Annotated in this window: 22 protein-coding genes; 12 read left to right on the top strand and 10 right to left on the bottom strand. The window is 70.8% G+C overall.

The features are described 5' to 3' along the window. The first annotated feature begins 19 nt into the window (after positions 1 to 19). Entirely contained in the window at positions 20 to 205 is a 186-nt protein-coding gene (locus ABVN73_RS20845; protein ID WP_353860126.1) for a hypothetical protein, read from the top strand. 62 nt (positions 206 to 267) lie between these two features. Next, positions 268 to 450 carry a hypothetical protein gene (locus ABVN73_RS20840; RefSeq protein WP_353860125.1) on the top strand — a complete coding sequence of 61 codons (183 nt, stop codon included), beginning with the start codon at positions 268 to 270 and terminating at the stop codon, positions 448 to 450. A gap of 47 nt (positions 451 to 497) precedes the next feature. On the opposite strand, the gene ABVN73_RS20835 is transcribed toward ABVN73_RS20840, so the two are convergent. Beyond that, the gene (locus ABVN73_RS20835; RefSeq protein WP_353860124.1) at positions 498 to 2333 is read right to left on the bottom strand and encodes a hypothetical protein; all 1836 of its coding nucleotides are present in this window, start codon (positions 2331 to 2333) and stop codon (positions 498 to 500) included. Positions 2334 to 2898: 565 nt separating this feature from the next. On the opposite strand from ABVN73_RS20835, the gene ABVN73_RS20830 reads away from it, so the two are divergent. The 3 genes from ABVN73_RS20830 (at position 2899) to ABVN73_RS20820 (ending at position 4195) form a co-directional block, all read left to right on the top strand. Further along, positions 2899 to 3450 (top strand): DUF882 domain-containing protein, encoded by a 552-nt coding sequence (locus tag ABVN73_RS20830; RefSeq protein ID WP_353860123.1) that lies wholly within the window; start codon positions 2899 to 2901, stop codon positions 3448 to 3450. A 197-nt stretch (positions 3451 to 3647) separates the two neighbouring features. Continuing rightward, positions 3648 to 3923 carry a hypothetical protein gene (locus tag ABVN73_RS20825; RefSeq protein WP_353860122.1) on the top strand — a complete coding sequence of 92 codons (276 nt, stop codon included), beginning with the start codon at positions 3648 to 3650 and terminating at the stop codon, positions 3921 to 3923. 47 nt (positions 3924 to 3970) lie between these two features. After that, positions 3971 to 4195: a hypothetical protein gene (locus tag ABVN73_RS20820; protein WP_246653827.1), complete on the top strand. Its 225-nt coding sequence runs from the start codon at positions 3971 to 3973 to the stop codon at positions 4193 to 4195. Between the two features lie 111 nt (positions 4196 to 4306). On the opposite strand, the gene ABVN73_RS20815 is transcribed toward ABVN73_RS20820, so the two are convergent. The 4 genes from ABVN73_RS20815 to ABVN73_RS20800 all read right to left on the bottom strand — a co-directional run bounded on the left by ABVN73_RS20815 (position 4307) and on the right by ABVN73_RS20800 (position 8877). Then, a complete protein-coding gene (locus ABVN73_RS20815; RefSeq protein WP_236778257.1) occupies positions 4307 to 4537 on the bottom strand; it encodes a hypothetical protein in 231 nt (76 codons plus the stop codon). Positions 4538 to 4770: 233 nt separating this feature from the next. Continuing rightward, a complete protein-coding gene (gene uvrC / locus ABVN73_RS20810; RefSeq protein ID WP_353860121.1) occupies positions 4771 to 6630 on the bottom strand; it encodes an excinuclease ABC subunit UvrC in 1860 nt (619 codons plus the stop codon). A gap of 99 nt (positions 6631 to 6729) precedes the next feature. After that, the gene (locus ABVN73_RS20805) at positions 6730 to 7854 is read right to left on the bottom strand and encodes a LacI family DNA-binding transcriptional regulator (protein ID WP_353860120.1); all 1125 of its coding nucleotides are present in this window, start codon (positions 7852 to 7854) and stop codon (positions 6730 to 6732) included. Positions 7855 to 7941: 87 nt separating this feature from the next. After that, positions 7942 to 8877, bottom strand: a complete 936-nt coding sequence (locus tag ABVN73_RS20800; RefSeq protein WP_353860119.1) for a LysR family transcriptional regulator — start codon at positions 8875 to 8877, stop codon at positions 7942 to 7944. Positions 8878 to 9024: 147 nt separating this feature from the next. On the opposite strand from ABVN73_RS20800, the gene ABVN73_RS20795 reads away from it, so the two are divergent. Next, positions 9025 to 10215 carry a urate hydroxylase PuuD gene (locus ABVN73_RS20795; protein WP_353860118.1) on the top strand — a complete coding sequence of 397 codons (1191 nt, stop codon included), beginning with the start codon at positions 9025 to 9027 and terminating at the stop codon, positions 10213 to 10215. Here ABVN73_RS20795 and uraH read toward each other — a convergent pair. Beyond that, positions 10200 to 10562: a hydroxyisourate hydrolase gene (gene uraH, locus ABVN73_RS20790; protein WP_353860117.1), complete on the bottom strand. Its 363-nt coding sequence runs from the start codon at positions 10560 to 10562 to the stop codon at positions 10200 to 10202. The genes ABVN73_RS20795 and uraH overlap by 16 nt on opposite strands. 190 nt (positions 10563 to 10752) lie before the next feature. Between uraH and uraD the strand changes: the two genes are divergently transcribed. The 6 genes from uraD (at position 10753) to ABVN73_RS20760 (ending at position 16592) form a co-directional block, all read left to right on the top strand. Beyond that, positions 10753 to 11247 carry a 2-oxo-4-hydroxy-4-carboxy-5-ureidoimidazoline decarboxylase gene (uraD, locus tag ABVN73_RS20785; protein ID WP_353860116.1) on the top strand — a complete coding sequence of 165 codons (495 nt, stop codon included), beginning with the start codon at positions 10753 to 10755 and terminating at the stop codon, positions 11245 to 11247. Beyond that, complete coding sequence (locus ABVN73_RS20780) at positions 11244 to 12500, top strand: allantoate amidohydrolase (RefSeq protein ID WP_353860115.1); 1257 nt, start codon at positions 11244 to 11246, stop codon at positions 12498 to 12500. Before uraD ends, ABVN73_RS20780 begins: the two co-directional genes overlap by 4 nt. After that, entirely contained in the window at positions 12497 to 13729 is a 1233-nt protein-coding gene (locus tag ABVN73_RS20775; protein ID WP_353860114.1) for a M20/M25/M40 family metallo-hydrolase, read from the top strand. Before ABVN73_RS20780 ends, ABVN73_RS20775 begins: the two co-directional genes overlap by 4 nt. Positions 13730 to 13962: 233 nt before the next feature. Further along, a complete protein-coding gene (locus tag ABVN73_RS20770) occupies positions 13963 to 15006 on the top strand; it encodes a GMP reductase (RefSeq protein ID WP_353860113.1) in 1044 nt (347 codons plus the stop codon). 156 nt (positions 15007 to 15162) lie between these two features. After that, entirely contained in the window at positions 15163 to 16419 is a 1257-nt protein-coding gene (gene glf, locus ABVN73_RS20765) for a UDP-galactopyranose mutase (protein ID WP_353860112.1), read from the top strand. Beyond that, positions 16416 to 16592 (top strand): hypothetical protein, encoded by a 177-nt coding sequence (locus ABVN73_RS20760; protein ID WP_353860111.1) that lies wholly within the window; start codon positions 16416 to 16418, stop codon positions 16590 to 16592. Before glf ends, ABVN73_RS20760 begins: the two co-directional genes overlap by 4 nt. Before the next feature lie 163 nt (positions 16593 to 16755). Here ABVN73_RS20760 and nadC read toward each other — a convergent pair whose 3' ends face one another. From nadC to ABVN73_RS20740, 4 genes are all read right to left on the bottom strand, one after another. Next, a complete protein-coding gene (gene nadC / locus ABVN73_RS20755; RefSeq protein WP_353860110.1) occupies positions 16756 to 17589 on the bottom strand; it encodes a carboxylating nicotinate-nucleotide diphosphorylase in 834 nt (277 codons plus the stop codon). After that, a complete protein-coding gene (locus tag ABVN73_RS20750) occupies positions 17574 to 19196 on the bottom strand; it encodes an L-aspartate oxidase (protein ID WP_353860109.1) in 1623 nt (540 codons plus the stop codon). The genes nadC and ABVN73_RS20750 overlap by 16 nt, the downstream gene beginning before the upstream one ends. A 76-nt stretch (positions 19197 to 19272) precedes the next feature. Further along, entirely contained in the window at positions 19273 to 20283 is a 1011-nt protein-coding gene (gene nadA, locus ABVN73_RS20745) for a quinolinate synthase NadA (protein ID WP_353860108.1), read from the bottom strand. A 101-nt stretch (positions 20284 to 20384) separates the two neighbouring features. Beyond that, complete coding sequence (locus tag ABVN73_RS20740) at positions 20385 to 20747, bottom strand: hypothetical protein (protein WP_353860107.1); 363 nt, start codon at positions 20745 to 20747, stop codon at positions 20385 to 20387. Positions 20748 to 20796: the final 49 nt, after the last annotated feature.

The following is a 20796-nucleotide window of genomic DNA, read 5'->3' as shown; positions in this document are numbered from 1 at the left end:
CCATCGACAGGAGGTCATCATGAGCACCGACAAGCGTTACGGCGACCAGCGCGACGAGCCGCTCGACATCAAGAACACCCGCGCCGACCCCGCCATCGACGAGGAGAAGATGGGCTTCCAGAACATCGAAGGGCCGGGTGCGGAGACCAGAAAGGATAAGGCGCCGGACGCCGACGACTCTCCGGACAGCGCACCCCGGCCGTGACGCGGACCCCGCGGGTGTCCGGGGCGTTGTCCGTTGGAACCACAACAAAGCGGAGGTTCGCCATGGCTGAAGAGAAGACACCGCACAGCCCTTCCGACACGGGCAAGGACGCGCCGTTGGAGGACAAGACCAAGACGCCCGGCGACGGGACGCTGCAGGACGCCGTGCCCGCCGGAACCACGTCCGACGAGCTGCGGCGGCGGGCCGAGGAGGATGACGGCTCCGTCCAGCCGGGCACCGGCTGACGCGCCGGACGGCGTCTCCGGTTTCATCATACGACGTCGTATGAGAGCTACCGGGTGATGCTCTCGCCCGTGGGCGCGGCCAATCCGACCATGGCATAGCTGCTGCGGATGGCCGCGTCCAGCGTCGGGGGCAGGGGCTGGATGCGCTGCTCCCGCGCCGCGCGGCGGGCGAAATCGGGGTCCGCCGCCAACGCCCGCGTCGCCGCCGCCTTGGCCTCGTCCATCCGCCCCATCTGCACGAAAGCGACAGCCAGGGCGGCCTGGGCCGGGGCGGCGGCGGTCACTTCGAACTCCAGCTTCGTGCTGTCCGGGTGCCCATGGCGCTGGAGGGCGAGGCTGTAGGCGGGCAGGAGCCGTTCCCGCTGCGCGGGATCGCGCTCCATCGCCTGCTCCAGCAGGGGCAGGCCCTTCGCGGATTGCCCCGCCTCGACATGCCACAGGCCGAGGTCGCCCAGCACATGGGCGTTTCCGGGCGACGCCTGCAGGGCGCGCTGGCCGGCGGCGAAGCAGGGAGCGTATTGGCCACGCAGGCAGTAGGCGGTGTAAAGCGCCGTCAACGGGCGCAGCGCGGCCGGCTCCAGTTCGGTGGCACGCAGGGCGGCGGCCAGGGCGTCGTTCAGGGCGGCCTCGTTCCGCTCCGCACGATAAGCGTCGGATTGCAGCAGGGACAGCGCGGACCAATAGCGGGCCGCCTCGCCAGCGCTGGTCGTCAGCGCGCTCGCCGCGGAGGTCAGGCAACCGCTCAGGGCGGTCCGCTCGGCCGGCGGGATCTCATGCCGTCCGGTGGCGAGGGTGGCGCACTCGCGCGGCGACAGGCTGGCGGCCGGCTTGGCGCGCAGGCGCGCGGTGACGGCGGGCAGCAGGGGGCCTTGCGGAGCGGTCACAGGCTCGACGATTTCCGCCGCCAAGGACTGCGGCGTCGGCATGCCCTGCGGTCCGGCCGTGTGGTCCAGGCTGGTGGACCACAGAACCGTCCCGGTGGCGAGGTCGGTCAGATGCACGACCAGACGCACCGCCGCGTCATGCCCCTGAAGGCTTCCCGACAGGCGGAGTCCCCGCTGGGGCGACGCAGCGGCTGGTGGCGGGTCGATCCGCACCGGCAGGTCGGTGCGGTTGGCGAGGCCGCCGGCGACCTCGTCGGTCAGCATGGCGGCAAGCGCGGCATCCTCCCCCGACTGGCCGGTGGTGCGGAAGGGGCCGACGATCAGGGTCAGGGATGCGTCGCCCGTTGCGGGCGGCGGCGCGGCTGTGGCTATGGCTGTGGCTGTGCCGTTGGACAGGGCCGCCGGCGGTTCCGCCTCCCTCGGCTCGGCGCTGGCTGCGATCGGGTGGGGGCCGAGTGCCAACGCTTCCTCCACCTCGGCGGGCGTGGCGAGGGTTCGGCCGACCAGCAGGCCGGCGAGCCCGACCGCGATCAGCACCACGGCGGCCAGCCCGGCGAGGCGTAGGGACACGGCGCGCCGATGCGCGTCCGTTGCTGGAACCGCGCGGGGGCCGGGCAGGGCGGGGGGCGGCTCGCCGCTCATCCGCTCGAAGCGGGGGGCGTAGCCGCCCTTCGGCACGACGATGCGGATCGGGTCGTCGCGGCCGGCGGTCAGATAGTAATGATCCAGGCTGCGGCGCAGCCGTCCGGCCTCCAACCGCACGATGGGGTCGGATTGGGGGTCGAAGCTCGGTTCGCGGTTGAAGACGCTGACGGCGATGCAGTAGGCCTTGATCTGCTGCGCCCGCCCGTCCAGGCACTCCTCGACCACATAGCGCAGGAAGCGGCGGTTGCGCTCCGACGCGTCGAAATGGTCGCTCGCCAAAATCCGCTCAAGCTGCGTCCTGACGGCATGATCATCCAATGCCCACCCCTGCGCGGGCGGCGTTTCCTCGGTCATTCGTGACATCTCCCGAATTTTGAGACAGACGACGGACGATCTTTCTCAAAAGGGGTGGGTGGATGTGTTGCCGGCATTCTTCCATCGGGAAAAATTGATGTCCATCAGCCCTGTGCTTTTAGGCCGGGCGTTATTCCCGAAGTCCGCTCCGATCCCTGTTCGTTGGGGTGGGGCGCTCACCCGAAGGTGGAAACGGTCCTGCCGAAGGCGGCGGGGGCCACCCCCGCCGAACGGGGCGTAAACTACCGTATGCTACCCGCCGCGGCGGAACGGTCGGGCCATTGTCCGGGTTACCCGCCGCCGGACAGGGGACTCGACAGGGAAGGGTCCGAACGATGGCTGAAGGCCCTTCCTGTTCCCACGGCACGCCTGGCTCACCGACGCGCGTCCCCCGCCGTCATCAGCGCGTGCCGACATTTTCCGGTTTTCCCTGTTCACGGCTTCGGTAACGCAACGCACCGGTGGTTCCATGCCTTTTCTGTCTTCGTCTTTTTTGCCGTCCCTGAACGCTTCGTCCCATCGCTCTCCCGCTACCCACCCTCAAGCGTCGTCCCCAAAATCCCGGATGGCCCAGTCCGCCGCCGCCGCGCTGACGCGTCGCGGCATCTTCGGGCTGGGAGCCGCGGTGGCGGTCGGCGTCTGCAACAGCCGCAGCGCCGCGGCGTGGGAACCGGCGCCGGAGCGCACGCTGCGGATCTACAACTGCCTGACGGGGGAAAGCTTCGATGGCGTCTATTGGGCGGAGGGACGCCCGGTGGCCGAGGCGATGGCCCGCATCGACTGGGTGCTGCGCGACCACCGCAGCGACGACTGCCACCGCATCGACCTCGCCCTGTTGAACCGCCTGTCGGAGATGCAGGAGAAACTGGACAGCCAGCACCCGTTCGAGGTGCTGTCGGCCTTCCGCTCCCAGGAAACCAACCGCCGCGTGAAGGGGGCGGCGACCGGCAGCCTGCATCTGCAGGGACGGGCGGTCGACCTGCGCCTGCAGGGGCGGCGCGCGGTGGACCTCTACCGCTGCGCCCTGTCCTTCGGCGACGGCGGGGCCGGCTGTTACGCGAAGCGGAACTTCGTCCACGTCGACACCGGGCCGACGCGGCGCTGGGTCGGGGCCTGATAAGCGGAGGGCCGGGACGCGAAGGGTCAGAAACGGGACTTTTCGTCGCAGAACCTTTTGCCAGGGGGCATCGGGCGAAGGGCATTAAGCCGATGGGTGGATTGTGCGCAGGACGGAGGAAGCGCACCATAGCCCGAAAAAGAAGGCCGAAAGATTCGGCCGACGCTCTTTGGGCCAATGCTCTTTGGGAGGAGCCCATGCTGACCCCAACCGACCTCGCGGACCCACGGGGCCGCAGCTTACCCGCGCGCCGTCATCCGCTCGCCGATCCGGCCCGGATGGCCCAGGCCCGCACGCTGGCGGGTTGGATCGCCGTGATCGCCGAGGACCGCGGCCTGGACGAGCGGGGCGTGGCGGCCGCCACCGGCCTGGACATCGAGGATGTCCGGGCGGTTCTGGGCGGCACCGTGTTCATGATGCCCGTGAGCACGCTCGACCGCGCGCTGCGCCGCCTGGAAGGCCGCCCGCACTGAGGAGCCGCGCACCCGCCACTCCCTGCCCGCAGGCACAGGAGGACCGCATGACCCACCACGTCCGCAAACGGAGCAGCGCCATGGACCGCACGGAGAAACGCGACGCCATCACCCGCATCCGCCACGCCGCCGAACAGCAGGGGCTGGACGCCGGCGATCTGGCCCGGATGACCGGTCTGGCGCCGGGGCACGCCCGCGCCATCCTGTCCGGTTTCGGCTCGACGGTTCCGCGCGATGCCCTGGACCGCACGGTGTCCGTTCTGCCGGAGTGACTGCACGCCAGTAACTTTACGCTCGTTACGGCACGCTGAAATGGAAACGGCGGCGCATCGGGTGCGCCGCCGTTTCCTTATGGGCCGTTTCCTTATGGGATGTGCCGTGGTTCAGGCGACCGAGAGCACGTCCAGATAGACGTTCGCCGGCTCGGTCAGGTGAATGCGGTACAGCATGCCCGTCTGGTCGACGATGATGCTGGCGACGGGGTTCTTCGCGGCCATGTCGGTGACGGCGGCGCGCACGTTGCGCGGCAGGCTGTCGAGTTCGACGTCGCGGTAGCCGTTCTTGTCGGAGAACTTGATGGTCTTCTGGCCCATGGTCAGGCGCCCTGCGTGCATGCTCTGTTTGCGTTGGGCGGACCATGATCCCGTCGGGTTAAGGAAGCACTAACCAAAAACCGCGCAAACGCAGGACTGATGAGCGGCGGCTGCATCGGTGTCCTTGGAATAATTCGCGCGCCACTTTGCCCCCACCCTGACCCTCCCCCGCTGGGCGGGGGAGGGGACTTTTCCCTCTCCCCAGCGATAGCGGGGGAGGGCCGGGGTGGGGGGCAACCGCGGCCACTCATCCCTTACACATGAAAATGCTCGAACACCCGCCGGGCCAGCGCCGCGCTGATGCCGGGGGTGGCCTCCAGATCCTTCAACCCGGCCGAGGCCACCGCCGTGGAACTGCCGAAATGATGCAGCAGGGCCTTCTTGCGCGACGGGCCGACACCGGGGATGCCGTCGATGCGGGTGTGGTCCATCGCCTTCAGGCGGCGGGTGCGGTGGGCGTCGATGGCCGTCCGGTGGGCCTCGTCGCGCAGCCGTTGCAGGAAGTAGAGCACCGGGTCGTTGGGTTCTAGCCGGAAGGGCGCGCGGTCCGGCAGGAAAAAGCGCTCGCGCCCGGCGTCGCGGTCCGGCCCCTTGGCGATGGCGGCCAGCGGCACGCCCGCGATGCCCAGCCCGTCCAGGACCGCGCGGGCGGTGTTCAACTGGCCCAAGCCTCCGTCGATCAGCACCAGATCGGGCCACTGGCCGCCGCTGCGCTGCGGGTCCTCGCGCAGCGCCCGGCCGAAGCGGCGGGTCAGCACCTCGCGCAGCATGGCGTAATCGTCGCCAGCCGCGTCCGGGTCCTTGATGTGGAACCGGCGGCATGCGTTGCGCTGGATGCCCTCCGGCCCGGCGACCACCATCGCGCCGACCGGGAAGGCGCCCTGGATGTGCGAGTTGTCGTAGATTTCGATGCGGGCCGGTGTTCTGGGAAGGCCGAAGACGCGCGCCACCCCGGCCAGCAGTTTGCCCTGGGCGGAGCGCTCGGCCATGCGGCGCCCGTGCGCTTCGCGGGCGTTGGTCAGGGCGTGCTCGACGACGCGGCGCTTGGGGCCGCGCTGGGGCACCTCCACCTCCACCCGCCGCCCGGCGGCGAGCGTCAGCGCCTCGGCCAGCAGGGCGCGTTCGGGGATGGCGTGGCTGAGCAGCAGGTGGCGGGGCGGCGGCGTCCCTTCGTAGAGCTGGGCGGCGAAGGCGGCGAGGATCGCGGCGGGCTCCTCCTCCCCGTCGTGCCGGGGGAAGAAGGCGCGGGTGCCCTGGTTGCGCCCGCCGCGGAAGAAGAAGGCCTGGACGCAGGCGGTCCCGCCCTCGGCATGGACGGCCAGCACGTCGGCGTCCTCGAGCACGCCTTCCAGATTGATGTCCTGGCGGCTCTGCAGGGCGGTCAGGGCGCGGATGCGGTCGCGCCACCGGGCGGCGTCCTCGTAGGCCAGCCGGTCGGAGCAGTCCATCATGTGACGGGCGAACTCGGCCTGGATGGCGGCGCTGCGCCCGGACAGCACGTCGCGCACGCCCTGCATCTGGGCGGCGTACTCCTCCGCCGTGACGCGGCCGACGCAGGGGGCGGAGCAGCGCTTGATCTGGTGCTGCAGGCAGGGCCGGGTGCGCGACGTGAAGGTGGCGTCGTCGCAGTTGCGCAGCAGGAAGGCGCGCTGCAACGCCCCGATGGTCATGCCGACGAGGGCGGGGGAGGCGTAGGGGCCGAACAGGTCGCGCTTCCTGCCATGGCGGTCGGCGCTGCCGCGATGATGCATCAGACGCGGGAACTCATGACCCTGACCGAGCGCGATGTAGGAGAAGGAGCGGTCGTCCTTCACCAGCACGTTGAAGGGCGGCAACAGGCGGCGGATGAGGTTCGCCTCCAGCAGGAGGGCCTCCGCCTCGGTGTGGGTGGTGACGAACTCCATGGAACGGGTCAGCGCCACCATGCGGCGGGTGCGGTTGGGCAGCCCGTCGGTCCGGGTGTAGCTTGCCACCCGGCGTTTCAAGTTCTTCGCCTTGCCGACATAGAGGATGCGCCCGTCCGCCCCGATCATCCGGTAGACGCCGGGCGTGTCCGGCAGCGTCGGCAGGGTGGCGCGGATCACCGCGGCTCCATCTACAGCCAAGCCGGCCATTGCCCTATTCCGGTGTGTTAACCACGATGGAACGGAAGGAAGCAGGGGAACGAACCATGGACAAGGGACAATCGTCGGCCCTGACCTTCAGGGCAGGCCTTATCCCGCCGTTTGCCGCTCCACGCCCGCGGCGGCGTCGGGGCGGGTGCTGTCGCGGACCACCAGTTCGCAATCCAGCCCATGGTGCGGCTGGGCCACCGTCGTGCCGTTCAGCCGGGCCAGGATCTGGCCGGCGGCCAGTTCCCCGATCTCGCGCTGCGGCGGGCGCACGGTGGACAGCGGCGGCAGGCAGGCGGCGCTGAAGGTCAGGTCGCCGAAGCCGATCACCGCCAGATCGTCGGGCACGCTCAGCCCGCGCCGGTTCGCCTCGAACAGCACGCCCAGCGCCATGGCGTCGTTGGAGCAGACCACCCCGTCGATGTCCGGGTGGAGCGCGAACACCTCGTCGATCAGCCAGATGCCGACGGGGGTGGAGGCGGTGTCGGGGGCGGTGAAGGCGATCGGCTCGTGCAGGCCGCGGCGGCGCACCTCGTCCTCATAGCCGTCGGTGCGGCTGCGCACGCGCATGTCCTGGTGCACGGCGGCGCCGATGTAGGCGACCTTGCGGCTGCCCTGGTCGTAGAGATGGCTGGCCTGCCGGCGCCCGACCTCGAAGTGGGAGAAGCCGACCGTCATGTCCACCGCCGGGGTCTGGGCGGAGGGGATGTCCCACATCTCCACCACCGGCACGCCGGAGGAGCGCAGCATGGCGCGCGTCCGCTCGGTGTGGTGCAGGCCGGTGACCACCACCGCGGCGGGCGACCAGGCGAGGAAGGCGCGGATCAGCTCCTCCTCCCGCTCCGGATCGAACTCGCTGACGCCGAGCAGCGTCTGGTAATGGGCGGTCTGGAAGGCGCTTTGCAGCGTGTTGTAGGTTTCCGCGAAGAAGGAGTTGGTGATGGAGGGCAGGATCACCCCCACCGTCCGGCTCTTCGCCGCGGCGAGGCTGCCCGCCACGAGGTTGGGCACGTAGCCGAGCTGGTCGATCACCGTCCGCACACGGGTCGCCAGCTCCTCCGACACCGCCTCCGGCTTGCGCAGATAGAGCGAGACGGTGCTGGGCGACACGCCGGCGGCGTTGGCCACGTCCGTCATGGTGAGCCGCTGGGTGGCGCGGCGGGCCTTCTTGCGGATGGGCTTGGCGGGCTTCGGCGGGATCGGCTTGGCGGGCGGCTGTGCGGTCATTCTCGTCCTTCCCTGCGGCGAACCCCGCCGCGCGGCGTGGCGGCATCATAGCACGCCGTTGGAAAAGCGGGGGAAAAGCGGGAACGGTCAGGGCGCGGCATTCGGTTCCGCTCCAACCGTTTCCGTGTCCGCGAGCGCGGCACGCGCCTGCTCCGCGAAGAAGTCGATGAAGACGCGGATCTTCGCGGGCAGCAGGTTGCGGTGGGGATAGAGCACGGCGAGCGTCACCGGCTCCGGCGGGCAGTGCGGCAGGACGACGCGCAGCTCCCCGCGGCGCAGATGGTCGGCGACCTCCCACAACGGCTTCAGAACGACTCCCTCCCCGGCCAGCGCCCAGCCGGTCAGCACGTCGCCGTCGTCGGCGTCGAACTGCCCGGACACCGGCAGCGTCATCGGGCCTTGCGGGGTGTTCAGCGTCCATTGGAACTGCTGCGAGCCGGGAAAGCGCAGCAGCAGGCAATGGTGGGACAGCAGGTCCTCCGGCCGGGCCGGCACGCCCCGCCGCTCCAGATAGGCGGGCGCGGCGCAGAGCACCCGCGGCAGGTCGGCGATCTTGCGCGCGACGAAGCTGGAATCCTTCAGCGGCGCCATGCGGATGGCGACGTCCGTCGCCTCGCGCAGCAGGTCCAGCAGATGGTCGGACAGGCGCAGCCGCACATCCACCTGGGGGTAGGCGGCGTGGAAGCGCGGCACCATCGGGGCCAGGATGCGCCGCCCGAAGCCCAGCGGTGCGGTCACCCGCAGGCTGCCCACCGGCGCCCCGCCGATGGCGCCGACGCTGCTCTCCGCCCGCTCGGCCGCCTCCAGCACCTCCAGGCAATGCTCGAAGAAGACCTTGCCGGCCTCGGTGAACTGCACCTGCCGGGTGGTGCGGTTCAGCAGGCGGGCGTTCAGATGCTCCTCCAGGCTTTGCAGCCGGTGGCTGACCACGGCGGGCGACAGGCGCAGGCTGCGCCCGGCGGCGGACAGGCTGCCCAGCTCCACCACCCGCACGAACACCCGCATGTTCTCCAGCAGCGCCACGCTTGGCCCTTTCCTCACACGCCCTGGGGAACCCTCCCACCTTTCCGTTTTTTTTGAAAGTGCTGGCGCACGCATCCGCTTCCCCGCTGCGCTGCGGCAACCGTAGAGTTCAGGGTGAGGATCACCGAACGGAAGAGGCCGCGACGCATGGAGCCGATCGTCTGGGAGTGGGTCAACTTTCTGGTGCGCTGGCTGCACGTCATCACGGCCATCGCCTGGATCGGGTCGAGCTTCTATTTCATCCACCTCGACCTCTCCCTGCGGCGGCGCGACGGCCTGCCCAACGGGGTGGCGGGGGAGGCGTGGCAGGTCCACGGCGGCGGCTTCTACAACATGATGAAATACACGGTTGCTCCGCCCGAGCTGCCGGAGAAGCTGACCTGGTTCAAATGGGAAGCCTACGCCACATGGCTCAGCGGCTTCGCGCTGCTGTCGGTGCTCTACTACCACGGCGCCGCGCTCTACATGATCGACCCGGCGGTGCTGGACATCCCCTGGTGGGGCGCGGTGCTGCTCAGCCTGGGCGCCCTGGGGCTGGGCTGGCACGTCTATGACCGGCTGTGCAAGTCGCCGCTGGGCAAGGACGACGTGAAGCTGGCGGCGGCGGGCTTCGTCTTCCTGGTGCTGGTCGCCTGGGGCCTCAGCCACGTTTTCAGCGGGCGGGCGGCGATGCTGCATGTCGGGGCGCTGATCGGCACGATGATGTCGGCCAACGTCTTCCGCATCATCATCCCCAACCAGACCAAGGCCGTGGCCGCCATGAAGGCCGGTCAGGTGCCCGACCCGGCGCTGGGCAAGCAGGCCAAGCAGCGGTCGCTGCACAACAACTACCTGACGCTGCCGGTCGTCTTCCTGATGATCTCCAACCACTACCCGCTGGCCTTCGGCACGCGCTACAGCTGGGTGATCGTGGCGGTGGTTCTGGTGGTGGGGGCGGTGATCCGCCACTTCTTCAACAGCCGCCACGCCGGCAAGCCGACGCCCTGGTGGACCTGGGCGGTGGCCGCCGCGGGCGTCGCCGTCATCGTGGGCCTGAGCGCCGCCGGCACGCGGAGCGAGAGCGCCGCCGCCGCATCGGCCAGGGTCGAGTTCGCGCAGGTGGAGGAGGTGGTGCTGTCCCGCTGCTCCATGTGCCACGCGGCCCAGCCGGTGTGGGAGGGGATCGGCGTGGCGCCGCGCGGCGTGATGCTGGACAGCGCGGAGGCGATTGGCCGCCACGCGCCCCAGATCCGGACCTGGGCGGCGCTGTCCGACGCGATGCCCCCCGGCAACGTCACCGGGATCACGCCGGAGGAGCGCCGCCTGCTCGCCGCCTGGGCCGATCAGCTTCCCCGGTAGGTGGAGTAGCTGTAGGGGGAGACGAGCAGCGGCACGTGATAGTGCTGGTCCGCGCTGGCGACGCCGAAGCGGATCGGCACCACGTCGAGGAAGGCGGGCTCGACGATCTCCAGGCCGGAGGCGCGGAAATAGTCGCCCGCCTCGAACACCAGCTCGTAGACCCCCGGCGTCAGGTCGGCCCCGGCGAGGAGCGGCGCGTCGCAGCGCCCGTCGGCGTTGGTGCGCGTTTGGGTCAGCCGCTCCCGCCGGTCCCCGTCGATGCGGTAGAGGGTGACGGCGATCCCGGCGCCGGGCCGTCCGTGCGTCGTGTCGAGAACATGGGTGGTCAGGCGCCCGCTTCCGGACATGGGTCTCTCTCCTCGCCGTGGAATGCCGCGAAGAAACCTTATACCGCACCCCATGCCGCACCGCCGCGCGGTCCGAACGGGGCCTGCGCAAAAAGACTTTCAAACGGATCGAAAAAGCGGACCTCGGCGATTGCGGGTATGCTGCGGGGCAGGGGACCGATCAGGGAAGGCCGGGATGCGACCGAGCGAGATGGACCGTGCAAGTTTCGTCGCCCGATTCGGCGGCGTGTTCGAACATTCGCCCTGGGTCGCCGAAGGCGCCTGGGACGCCGGCAATCAGGGGAGAAACCTGCCCGACGACGCGGACGGTCTGCACGCCGCGATGGTCGCCGTCCTGCGCGCCGCCGGCCATGACCGGAAGCTGGCGTTGCTGAACGCCCACCCCGATCTGGCGGGGCGGCTGGCGCTGCGCGGCGAGCTGACCGCCGACAGCACGGCGGAGCAGGCCAGCGCCGGGCTCGACCGCTGCACGCCCGAGGAGTTCGCCCGCTTCACCGAATTGAACGACGCCTACAAGGCGCGCTTCGGCTTCCCCTTCATCCTGGCGGTCAAGGGCCGCAGCCGCGCCGAGATCCTGGAAGCCTTCGAGACCCGCCTGTCCAACGGCCCGGAGGAGGAGTTCGCCACCGCGCTGGCCCAGGTCGAGCGCATCACCTGGCTGCGCCTCAAGGACTTGCTTCCATGACGGCGTTCGGCGCGGACCTGATGGCGCGGCTGGACGCCTTCGCCGGCTTCACGGAGGAGCCGGGTCTGCTGACCCGCCTGTTCCTGACGACCCAGCACCGGGCCGCCGCGGACTGGCTGATGGAGCTGATGGGAAAGGCCGGGATGAACGCCCGGCTGGACCCGGCGGGCACGGTGGTCGGCCGTTACGAGGGGACCGTGCCGGGCGCGCCGGCCCTGCTGATCGGCTCCCACATCGACACGGTGCGCAACGCCGGCCGGTATGACGGGAATCTGGGCGTGCTCGCCGCTGTCGCCGCGGTGGCGGAACTGGACCGGCGCGGCGAGCGGCTGCCCTTCGCCGTCGAGGTGCTGGGCTTCGGCGACGAGGAGGGCGTGCGCTTCCCGGTGACCCTGACCGGCAGCCGCGCCGTGGCCGGGCGCTTCGACCGGGCGGCGCTGGAGACGCGCGACCGCGACGGCGTGCGCATGGCCGACGCGCTGCGCGCCTTCGGCGGCGACCCCGAGGCCATCGCCACGGCGGCCCGCAAGCCGGGGGAGGCGCTGGCCTTCCTGGAGGTCCATATCGAACAGGGGCCGGTGCTGGAGGCCGAAGGGTTGCCGGTCGGCATCGTCACGGCCATCAACGGCGCGACGCGCTTCGCCGTCCGGCTGCGCGGCATGGCCGGCCACGCCGGAACGGTGCCTATGGCGCTGCGCCGCGACGCGCTGGCCGCCGCCGCCGAGATGACCCTGGCGGCGGAGCGGGTGGCCGCGGCCTCCGACGCCGGGCCCCCCGAAGCCGGATTGGTGGCGACGGTGGGCCGGATCGAGGCGAAGCCCGGCGCCGTCAACGTCATCCCCGGCGAGGTCGTCTTCACCTTGGACGTCCGCGCGCCGGAGGACGCCGTGCGGCGGGACGCCTGCGCCGCCATCCTCGCCGACTTCGAGGGCATCGCCGCCCGCCGCGGCGTCGATCTGGCGGTGGAGACCACCCACGACGCGGCGGCCGCCCCCTGCTCCACCGGCATCCGGCGGCAGATCGAGGCGGCGGTGGTCCGCGCCGGCGTCCGCCCCCTGTCGCTGCCCAGCGGCGCCGGGCACGACGCCATGGCCTTCGCCGGCGTGCTGCCGATGGGCATGCTGTTCGTCCGCTGCAAGGGCGGCATCAGCCACAACCCCGCCGAATCCATCACCGTGGAGGACGCCGACCTCTCGGTGCGCATCCTCCTCGACATCATCCGCCACTTCGAGCACGAGACCCCGACACCATGACCGACGCCGCCAAACAGGCCATCCACGCGTTCCTGGAACAGACCCGCGACGAGCAGGTCCGCTTCCTGGCCGAGCTGGTCAAGGTGCCCTCCGACAACCCGGCCGGCGACTGCGCCCCCCATGCCGAGCGCGCCGCCGCGCTGCTGGAGGCCATGGGGCTGACCGTGGAGCGCCACCCGGTCCCGGCGGAGCTGGTGCGGGCCAACGGCATGATCTCCGCCACCAACCTGATCGTGCGCCGCCGCTTCGGCGACGGGCCGACGGTGGCGCTGAACGCCCATGGCGACGTGGTGCCGCCGGGCGAAGGCTGGACCCGCGACCCCTACGGGGCGGAGGTGGTGGACGGCTGGATGTACGGGCGCGGCGTCGCCGTCTCGAAGTCGGACTTCGTCACCTACACCTACGCGCTGCTGGCGCTGGAAAAGGCCGGGCTGGACCGCGGCACGGTGGAGCTGCACCTGACCTACGACGAGGAGGCCGGCGGCGAGATCGGGCCGAAATGGCTGCTCGACGAGGGGCTGACCAGGCCGGACTTCGCCATCGCCGCGGGTTTCAGCTACGGCGTCGTCACCGCCCACAACGGCTGCCTGCATCTGGAGGTCGAGGTCACCGGCAAGTCCGCCCACGCCGCCCTGCCGATGACCGGCATCGACGCGCTGGAGGCGACGACGGCGATCCTCGCCGCGCTCTACGAGCACCGCAAGGGCTATGCCGAGACCGTGTCGGCGGTGGGGGGCATCGGCTCGCCGCAGTTGACGGTCGGGCTGATCAAGGGCGGCATCAACACCAACGTCGTCCCCGACCGCGTGACCCTGCGCCTCGACCGCCGCATGATCCCGGAGGAGGCGCCGGAGGCGGTGGAGGAGACGTTGCGCGCGGTCATCGCCGAGGCGGTCAAGGCTTTCCCGAAGGCCCGCGTCGAGGTCCGCCGCGTCCTGCTGGCCCGCCCGCTGACCCCGCTGGCCGGCACCGACCGGCTGGCCGCCGTCCTCTGCGCCCACGCCAGCCGCGTGATGGGCGAGCCGGTGGAGACCAAGGGCGTGCCGCTCTACACCGACGCGCGCCATTACTCCGACGCGGGCGTGCCCATCGCCCTGTTCGGCGCCGGCCCTCACACCATCGAGGAGGCCAACGCCCACCGCGCCGACGAGCGCCTGCCGCTGTCCGACCTGTTCAAGGCGACGGAGGTTGTGGCCCTGTCGCTGTTGGATCTGCTGGGCGAGGGGTGAGCGAATTCTGCGAAGGCGCGTCGGCGCTGACGTTGCCCCCTCCCTAACCCTCCCCCTCTGCGAGGTGGAGGGGACTGCCGCCGCTTCGCGGAAGGCACCCTCTCCCGCGAAGCTCTCGCGCAAACCAAAGGTTTGCGCTGACGCGGCAGGCGGACCTTTGGTCCGCCGAGAGCGGGGGAGGGCTGGGGAGGGGGCCTGAAAGCAGGCATTTACAGGACAAGGACGACCCGCCGGTGATCATCGAGAACGATCTGAAGCTGGACTTCAAGGACGTGCTGATCCGCCCGAAGCGCAGCACCCTGGAAAGCCGCAACGACGTGGACATCGAGCGGACCTTCCGCTTCGTCCACAGCGGGCTGGAATGGACGGGCTTCCCGCTGATCGCGGCCAACATGGACGTGGTCGGCACCATGGCCGTTGCCCGCGCCCTGTCGCGCTTCGGCGCCATGACCGCGCTGCACAAGCACTACCCGGCCGAGGCCCTGATCCCCTTCTTCCGCGACGAGGACACGGCCAACGTCTTCTATTCGCTGGGCACGACGGAAGCCGACTACGACAAGTTCCAGGCGGTGAAGGCCAAGGCCCCGGTGGCCAAGCTCTGCCTCGACGTCGCCAACGGCTACACGGAGCGCTTCGTGCGCGTCATCGGCCGGTTGCGGACGGAGAACCCGGACATGGTCATCATGGCCGGCAACGTGGTGACCGGCGACATGACCGAGGCGCTGGTGCTCGCCGGCGCCGACATCATCAAGGTCGGCATCGGGCCGGGGTCGGTCTGCACGACGCGCAAGATGACCGGCGTCGGCTATCCGCAGCTCTCCGCCATCATCGAATGCGCCGACGCCGCCCACGGGCTGAAGGGGCAGGTCTGCGGCGACGGCGGCTGCACGGTGCCGGGCGACATCTCCAAGGCCTACGGCGCCGGTGCAGACTTCGTGATGCTCGGCGGCATGCTGGCGGGCCATGACGAGTGCGAGGGCGACATCCGCTACGAGGAGCGCGACGGGCGCAAGGTGCCGGTGGCGATGACCTTCTACGGCATGTCGTCCGACACGGCGATGCACAAGTACGCGGGCGGCGTCGCCTCCTACCGCGCGTCGGAGGGCAAGACCGTGGAGGTCCCCTACCGCGGACCGATCGACGGCACGATGCAGGAGATCATGGGCGGCGTGCGCAGCATGATGACCTACATCGGCGCCACCAAGCTGAAGGAGGTGTCGAAGCGGACCACCTTCGTCCGCGTCGGCGCGCAGCTCAACACCGTCTTCGGAGGCTGACGCCGCGGGAGGTACCTAGCTTCGGTACCTCCGTCTCAACCGTCTTCGTCCGGAACCACCGGCGGGTTCCACCGTTCGCAGGATGTGCGGACGGGTGGGGCGCCGGACGGTGTGCCCCCTCGTCCGCCTTTTGGCAGGACGAGGAAGGCAGACCTTATGCGTGATTTCGATGGGGCGGTTCCGGCATCTACGGGGCCGGCTTACGTGGGGCGGACGGACGGGCCGGCGGTCTTCGATTATCTGATCGTCGGGGCGGGATTCGCCGGCAGCGTGCTGGCGGAACGGCTGGCGGCGGGGCTGGGCAAGCGGGTGCTGCTGATCGACCGGCGCCCGCACATCGGCGGCAACGCCTACGACCATCATGACGACGCGGGCGTGCTGATCCATCGCTACGGCCCGCACATCTTCCACACCAATTCGCAGCCGGTGGCGGATTACCTGTCGCGCTTCACCCAGTGGCGTCCCTACGAACACCGGGTGCTGGCCCATGTCGACGGGCAGCTCGTGCCCATCCCCATCAACCGGACGACGGTCAACCGGCTCTATGGGCTGGACCTCGACGAGGCCGGCGTGGCGGAGTTCCTCAAAAGCCGGGCGGAACCGGTGGCCGAGGTTCGCACGTCGGAGGACGTGGTGGTCGGCGCGGTCGGGCGGGAGCTGTACGAGAAGTTCTTCCGCGGCTACACCCGCAAGCAATGGGGCCTCGACCCGTCCGACCTCGACAAGGCGGTCACCGCCCGCGTGCCGACGCGGACCAACGACGACGACCGTTATTTCGGCGACAGCTTCCAGAAGATGCCGCTGCACGGCTACACGCGGATGTTCGAGAACATGCTCGACCACCCGAACATCACCATCCGCCTGGGCGTCGATTTCCGCGACGTGGTGCGCGACGCGCGCTACCGCAACCTGATCTTCACCGGACCGGTGGACGAGTATTTCGGGCACCGCTTCGGCAAGCTGCCCTACCGCTCGCTGACCTTCCGGCACGAGACGGTCGACCAGGAGTGGTTCCAGCCCGTCGCGGTGGTGAACTACCCCGGCGAGGACGTGCCGCACACCCGCATCACCGAATACAAGCACCTGACCGGCCAGACGAACCCGCGAACCAGCCTGACCTACGAATACCCGTCGGCGGAGGGCGATCCCTACTACCCGATCCCCCGCGCGGAAAACGCCGCCTTGTACCGCAAGTACCAGGAGCTGGCCGACGCGACGCCGAACGTCCATTTCGTCGGGCGGCTGGCGACCTACCGCTACTACAACATGGATCAGGTCGTGGCGCAGGCGCTGGCGCTCTACACCCGCATCGCCAAGGCCGAGGGTACGGTGGCGGAGGGCGCGCGCGGCATCTCCGGGATCGGCGCTGCTCCACCGGCCGCTCCGGTGCACAGCAGGAGGGAAGCGTCATGAAAGCGTTCGGAATGGCTTTGGCCGCCGCCGTCGTCCTCGCCATCGGCGCCAGCGTGATTCTGGAAGGCACGCTGGGCCGCACCGCCGATCAGACGTTCGCCGCGCCCTCGGTCCGGCTGAGCAAGGACAACACCGTGCAGTACCGCGACTTCATGGGCCCCCCGGCGGAGTGATGCCCACCGCTTCCCAGGCTCGATCCCGTCCCTGAGGCAGAGGGGCGACGGAGGTGGAGGCGCCGCGGCCGGGGCAGGCGGCGTCCTTCACCGCTGACGTTCGGATGCGGGCAAACGCAGGGCCGGCCGCTGTTGCCACCGGCGGCACCCTGCATCGCCCGCCCTACATGTCCAGCCCGACGTCCAGGTTCGGCGCGCTGTGGGTCAGCCAGCCGACCGAGATCATGTCCACCCCCGACTCGGCGATGGCCCGCACGGTGGACAGGGTGACGTTGCCCGACGCCTCCGTCACCATGCGGCCGTCCACCATGGCGACGGCGCGGCGCAGCGTCGGCGGGTCCATGTTGTCGAGCAGGACGACGTCGACCGGCAGGGCCAGCAGCTCCTCAAGCTGATCCAGCGTGTCGACCTCCACCTCCACCTTCACCATGTGGCCGATGGCGGCGCGGACGCGCTCCACCGCCGGGCGGATGCCGCCGGCCACGGCGATGTGGTTGTCCTTGACCAGGACCGCGTCGTCGAGCCCGAAGCGGTGGTTGAAGCCGCCGCCCAGCCGCACCGCCTGCTTCTCCAGGACGCGCAGGCCGGGCGTGGTCTTGCGGGTGCAGACGATGCGGGCGCGGGTCCCCTCGACCTCGCGCACCAGCGCGCGGGTGGCCGTGGCGATGCCGGACAGGCGGCCCAGCAGGTTCAGCGCCGTGCGCTCCGCCGTCAGCAGCGCGCGGGCGCGGGCCGTCACGGTGGCGATGGTGGCGCCGGGGACCACGTCGGCGCCGTCGCCATGCTCCACCCGCAGCTCCGCCGCCGGGTCGAGCATGCGGAAGGCGGACAGGGCGACCTCCAGCCCGGCGACGCGCCCGTCCTTGCGCGCAGCCACCCGCGCCGTCGCCACGGCGTCCGCCGGGACGATGCTGTCGGTCGTGATGTCGCCGGCCCGCCCGAGGTCCTCCGCCAATGCGGCGCGGACGATCGGTTCGTAGGTCAGAGGATGGAGCATGCGGCGTCTCCGGAAAGGGGGCCGGCGGCCCCGGTCAGGTCGGTGAGGGTGAAGCGGTGGCGCTGCGCCGCCGGGTCTTCCTGCGGGAAGTCGCTGCGGAAATGCGCCCCGCGGCTTTCGCTGCGGGCGAGGGCGGCGTGGACGATCAGCCGCCCGGCCAGCAGGCGGTTGCGCGCCTCGCCCCAGCGGCGGACGGCGGCGAGGTCCGCCGGGCCGACGCCGCACAACGCGTCGAGCGCCACGGCGAGCCGGTCCAGCTTGCGCCGGGCGGTCCACAGACCCACCCCGTCGCGCACCAGCCCGGCGCCCTGGTAAAGCGTGCGGCGGGATTCGTCGGTGATGGCGTCAAGCAGGCCGGCCCCGATCTCCCCGGCGACGGCCGGGATGTCGGGCAGGGCGAAGGGCGGCAGGGGAGGCAGGTCCCGCCCGGCCACGTCGCGGGCCACCCGCGCACCGAACACCAGCGCCTCCAGCAGGGAATTGCTGGCCAGCCGGTTGGCGCCGTGGACGCCGGTGCAGGCGACCTCGCCGCAGGCCCACAGCCCGTCCAGGCTGGTCCGCCCGGCGGGATCGGTGACCACCCCGCCCATGTGGTAATGCGCCGCCGGGGCGACCGGCACCGGCTCCCGCCAGGGGTCCAGCCCGTGGGCGGCGCAGAGCGCCAGCACGGTGGGGAAGCCGTCCGGCCTGGCGGCCAGCGCCGGGCGCAGGTCCAGCCGCACCGGCTCCCCCGCCGCGACGCGGGCGCCGATGGCGCGGGCCACCACGTCGCGCGGCGCCAGCTCGGCCAGCGGGTGCTCCGCCGCCATGAAGCGGACCCCGCGACGGTCGAGCAGCAGCGCCCCGGCGCCGCGCAGCGCCTCGGTCAGCAGCGGGGCGGGGTCAGCGTCCACGGCGAGAGCCGTGGGGTGGAACTGCACGAACTCGACGTCGGCGAGCAGCGCCCCGGCCCGGGCGGCCAGCGCCAGCCCGTCGCCGGTCGCCTCCGGCGGGTTGGTGGTGCGGGCGTAGGCCCCGCCGACCCCGCCGGTCGCCAGCACCACGCGCGGCGCGCGGTGGAACACCCAGCCTTCCGGGTGGCAGGCCAGAACGCCGCAGACCCGCCCGTGGCGCACCGCCAGATCGACGGCGAAGGCGTTGCTCTCCACCCGGATCGATGGGGTGGCGCGCACCCGCTCGGCCAGCGCGGCGACCAGCGTCGCCCCGGTGGCGTCGCCGCCGGCATGGACGATCCGCGCCGCCCCGTGCGCCGCCTCCCGCCCCAGCAGGGGGGCGCCGTCGGCCCCACGGTCGAAGGGCAGCCCGGCGAGGAGCAGCGCCCGCACCCGCTCCGCCCCCTCGCGGGCGAGCAACAGGGCGCGTCCCGCGTCCACGAAGCCGGCGCCGGCGGCCACCGTGTCGGCGGCGTGCGCCTCCGGCCCGTCGCCGGGGCCGATGGCGGCGGCGATGCCGCCCTGGGCGTGGTTGCTGGAGCCGCCCGGCAGGTCCGGCGTCTTGGTCAGCAGCGTGACGGCGCGCGGCGCCAGATGCAGGGCGGCGGTCAGCCCGGCCATGCCGGAGCCGATGACGACCACTTCCGAATCGCGGACCGTGTAGGGGGTGGGCATGGAACGCCTCCCGACGAGAGGATTTTGACGGGAACCTGCCTCTCCCGCCCCGGGAGAGGGACTGGACAACGGAGGATCAGCGCGGCTTGACGGCCAGCATCCGTTCCACCGAGCGGCGCGCGCGGTCGGCCACCTCCGGCGCGATGGTCACCTGCGGTTCCAGCGTGCGCAGGCTGTCCAGGATGGTCGCCAGCGTAATCTTCTTCATGTGCGGGCACAGGTTGCAGGGCCGCACGAACTCCGTCTCCGGTGCGGCCGCGGCCACGTTGTCGCTCATCGAGCATTCGGTGACCATCAGCACGCGCGGCGGGCGGCGGTCGGCCACGAAGTCGACCATGCGGGCGGTGGAGCCGACGAAGTCCGCGGCCTCCAGGACGTCGGGCGGGCATTCCGGATGGGCGATGACGACCAGCTCGTCGAAGCGCCCACGGAACTCCCGGATCTCGTCGCCGGTGAAGCGCTCATGCACCTCGCAATGGCCCTTCCAGTCGATGATCTCGACGCTGGTCTGGGTGGCGACGTATTTCGCCAGATACTCGTCGGGCAGCATGATGACGCGCGGCGCGCCCAGCGATTCCACGACCTCCACGGCGTTGCCGGAGGTGCAGCAGATGTCCACCTCCGCCTTCACGTCGGCCGAGGTGTTGACGTAGGCGACCACCGGCACGCCCGGATAGCGCTCGCGCAGCAGCCGCACGTCGGCGGCGGTGATCGACTCGGCCAGCGAGCAGCCCGCCCCGGTGTCGGGGATCAGCACCGTTTTCGCCGGGTTCAGCAGCTTCGCCGTCTCGGCCATGAAATGCACGCCGGCCAGCACGATCACGTCGGCGTCGGTCTCGGTCGCCCGGGCGGCGAGCGCCAGGCTGTCGCCGACGATGTCGGCCACGCCGTGGAAGATCTCCGGCGTCTGGTAGTTGTGGGCGAGGATCACCGCGTTGCGCTCCCGCTTCAGGCGGTTGATCTCGTGGACCAGCGGGGCGTGGAACGGCCATTCGACGGCGGGCATCACGCGCTTCATGCGCTCGTAGATCGGCTGCGTCGCCGCGGCGATGTCGGGCGTGTAGGCGAGGCCGGTGGTGTCGCGCATGGCGCATTCCTTTAATGCTCGTTATGAGCAAAACCATAAATGCTCGATCGGAGCATATCAAGTGGAAAAGAATGCGCTCCGCGGAAGGTGGACGATTCGCCCTACTTGGCTTCCTGGCTGCTCAGGTCGGACGGGTTTTCCGAGCGGGTCGGCTCGTGCCCCATGTCGGGCTCGCTGGCCCATTGGTTCGGGCGCGGCACCGGGTTGCCCTGGAGGTCGGGCGGCGCCCGGCGGACGTCGGCCAGCGCCTGCTGAAGCTCCGCCCCTTGGGTTTCGCCGCTGGTGGTGGGCTTGGGCGCGCGCACACCCTGTTGGTTCGGCGGCGGCTCCTGGCTCTGCTGCACCTTGATGTCGTTGGACAGCGACTCCTTGTTGACTTCCTGGGCGATGACGTTGCCGGTCATCAGCATCCCGGCGACCAGACCGGAGGAAATGAGGCCGGTGGACATGAGTGCGGCGAGCAAGGCGGCGGACTCCTTTTGGGTGAAGGGGGGGCGGTGACGAGGTGGCAAG

This window comes from Azospirillum formosense (assembly GCF_040500525.1).
Taxonomy (GTDB): domain Bacteria; phylum Pseudomonadota; class Alphaproteobacteria; order Azospirillales; family Azospirillaceae; genus Azospirillum; species Azospirillum formosense_A.
The sequence above is the reverse complement of the archived record's forward strand: the minus strand, read 5'-3'. Positions and strand labels throughout refer to the sequence as shown.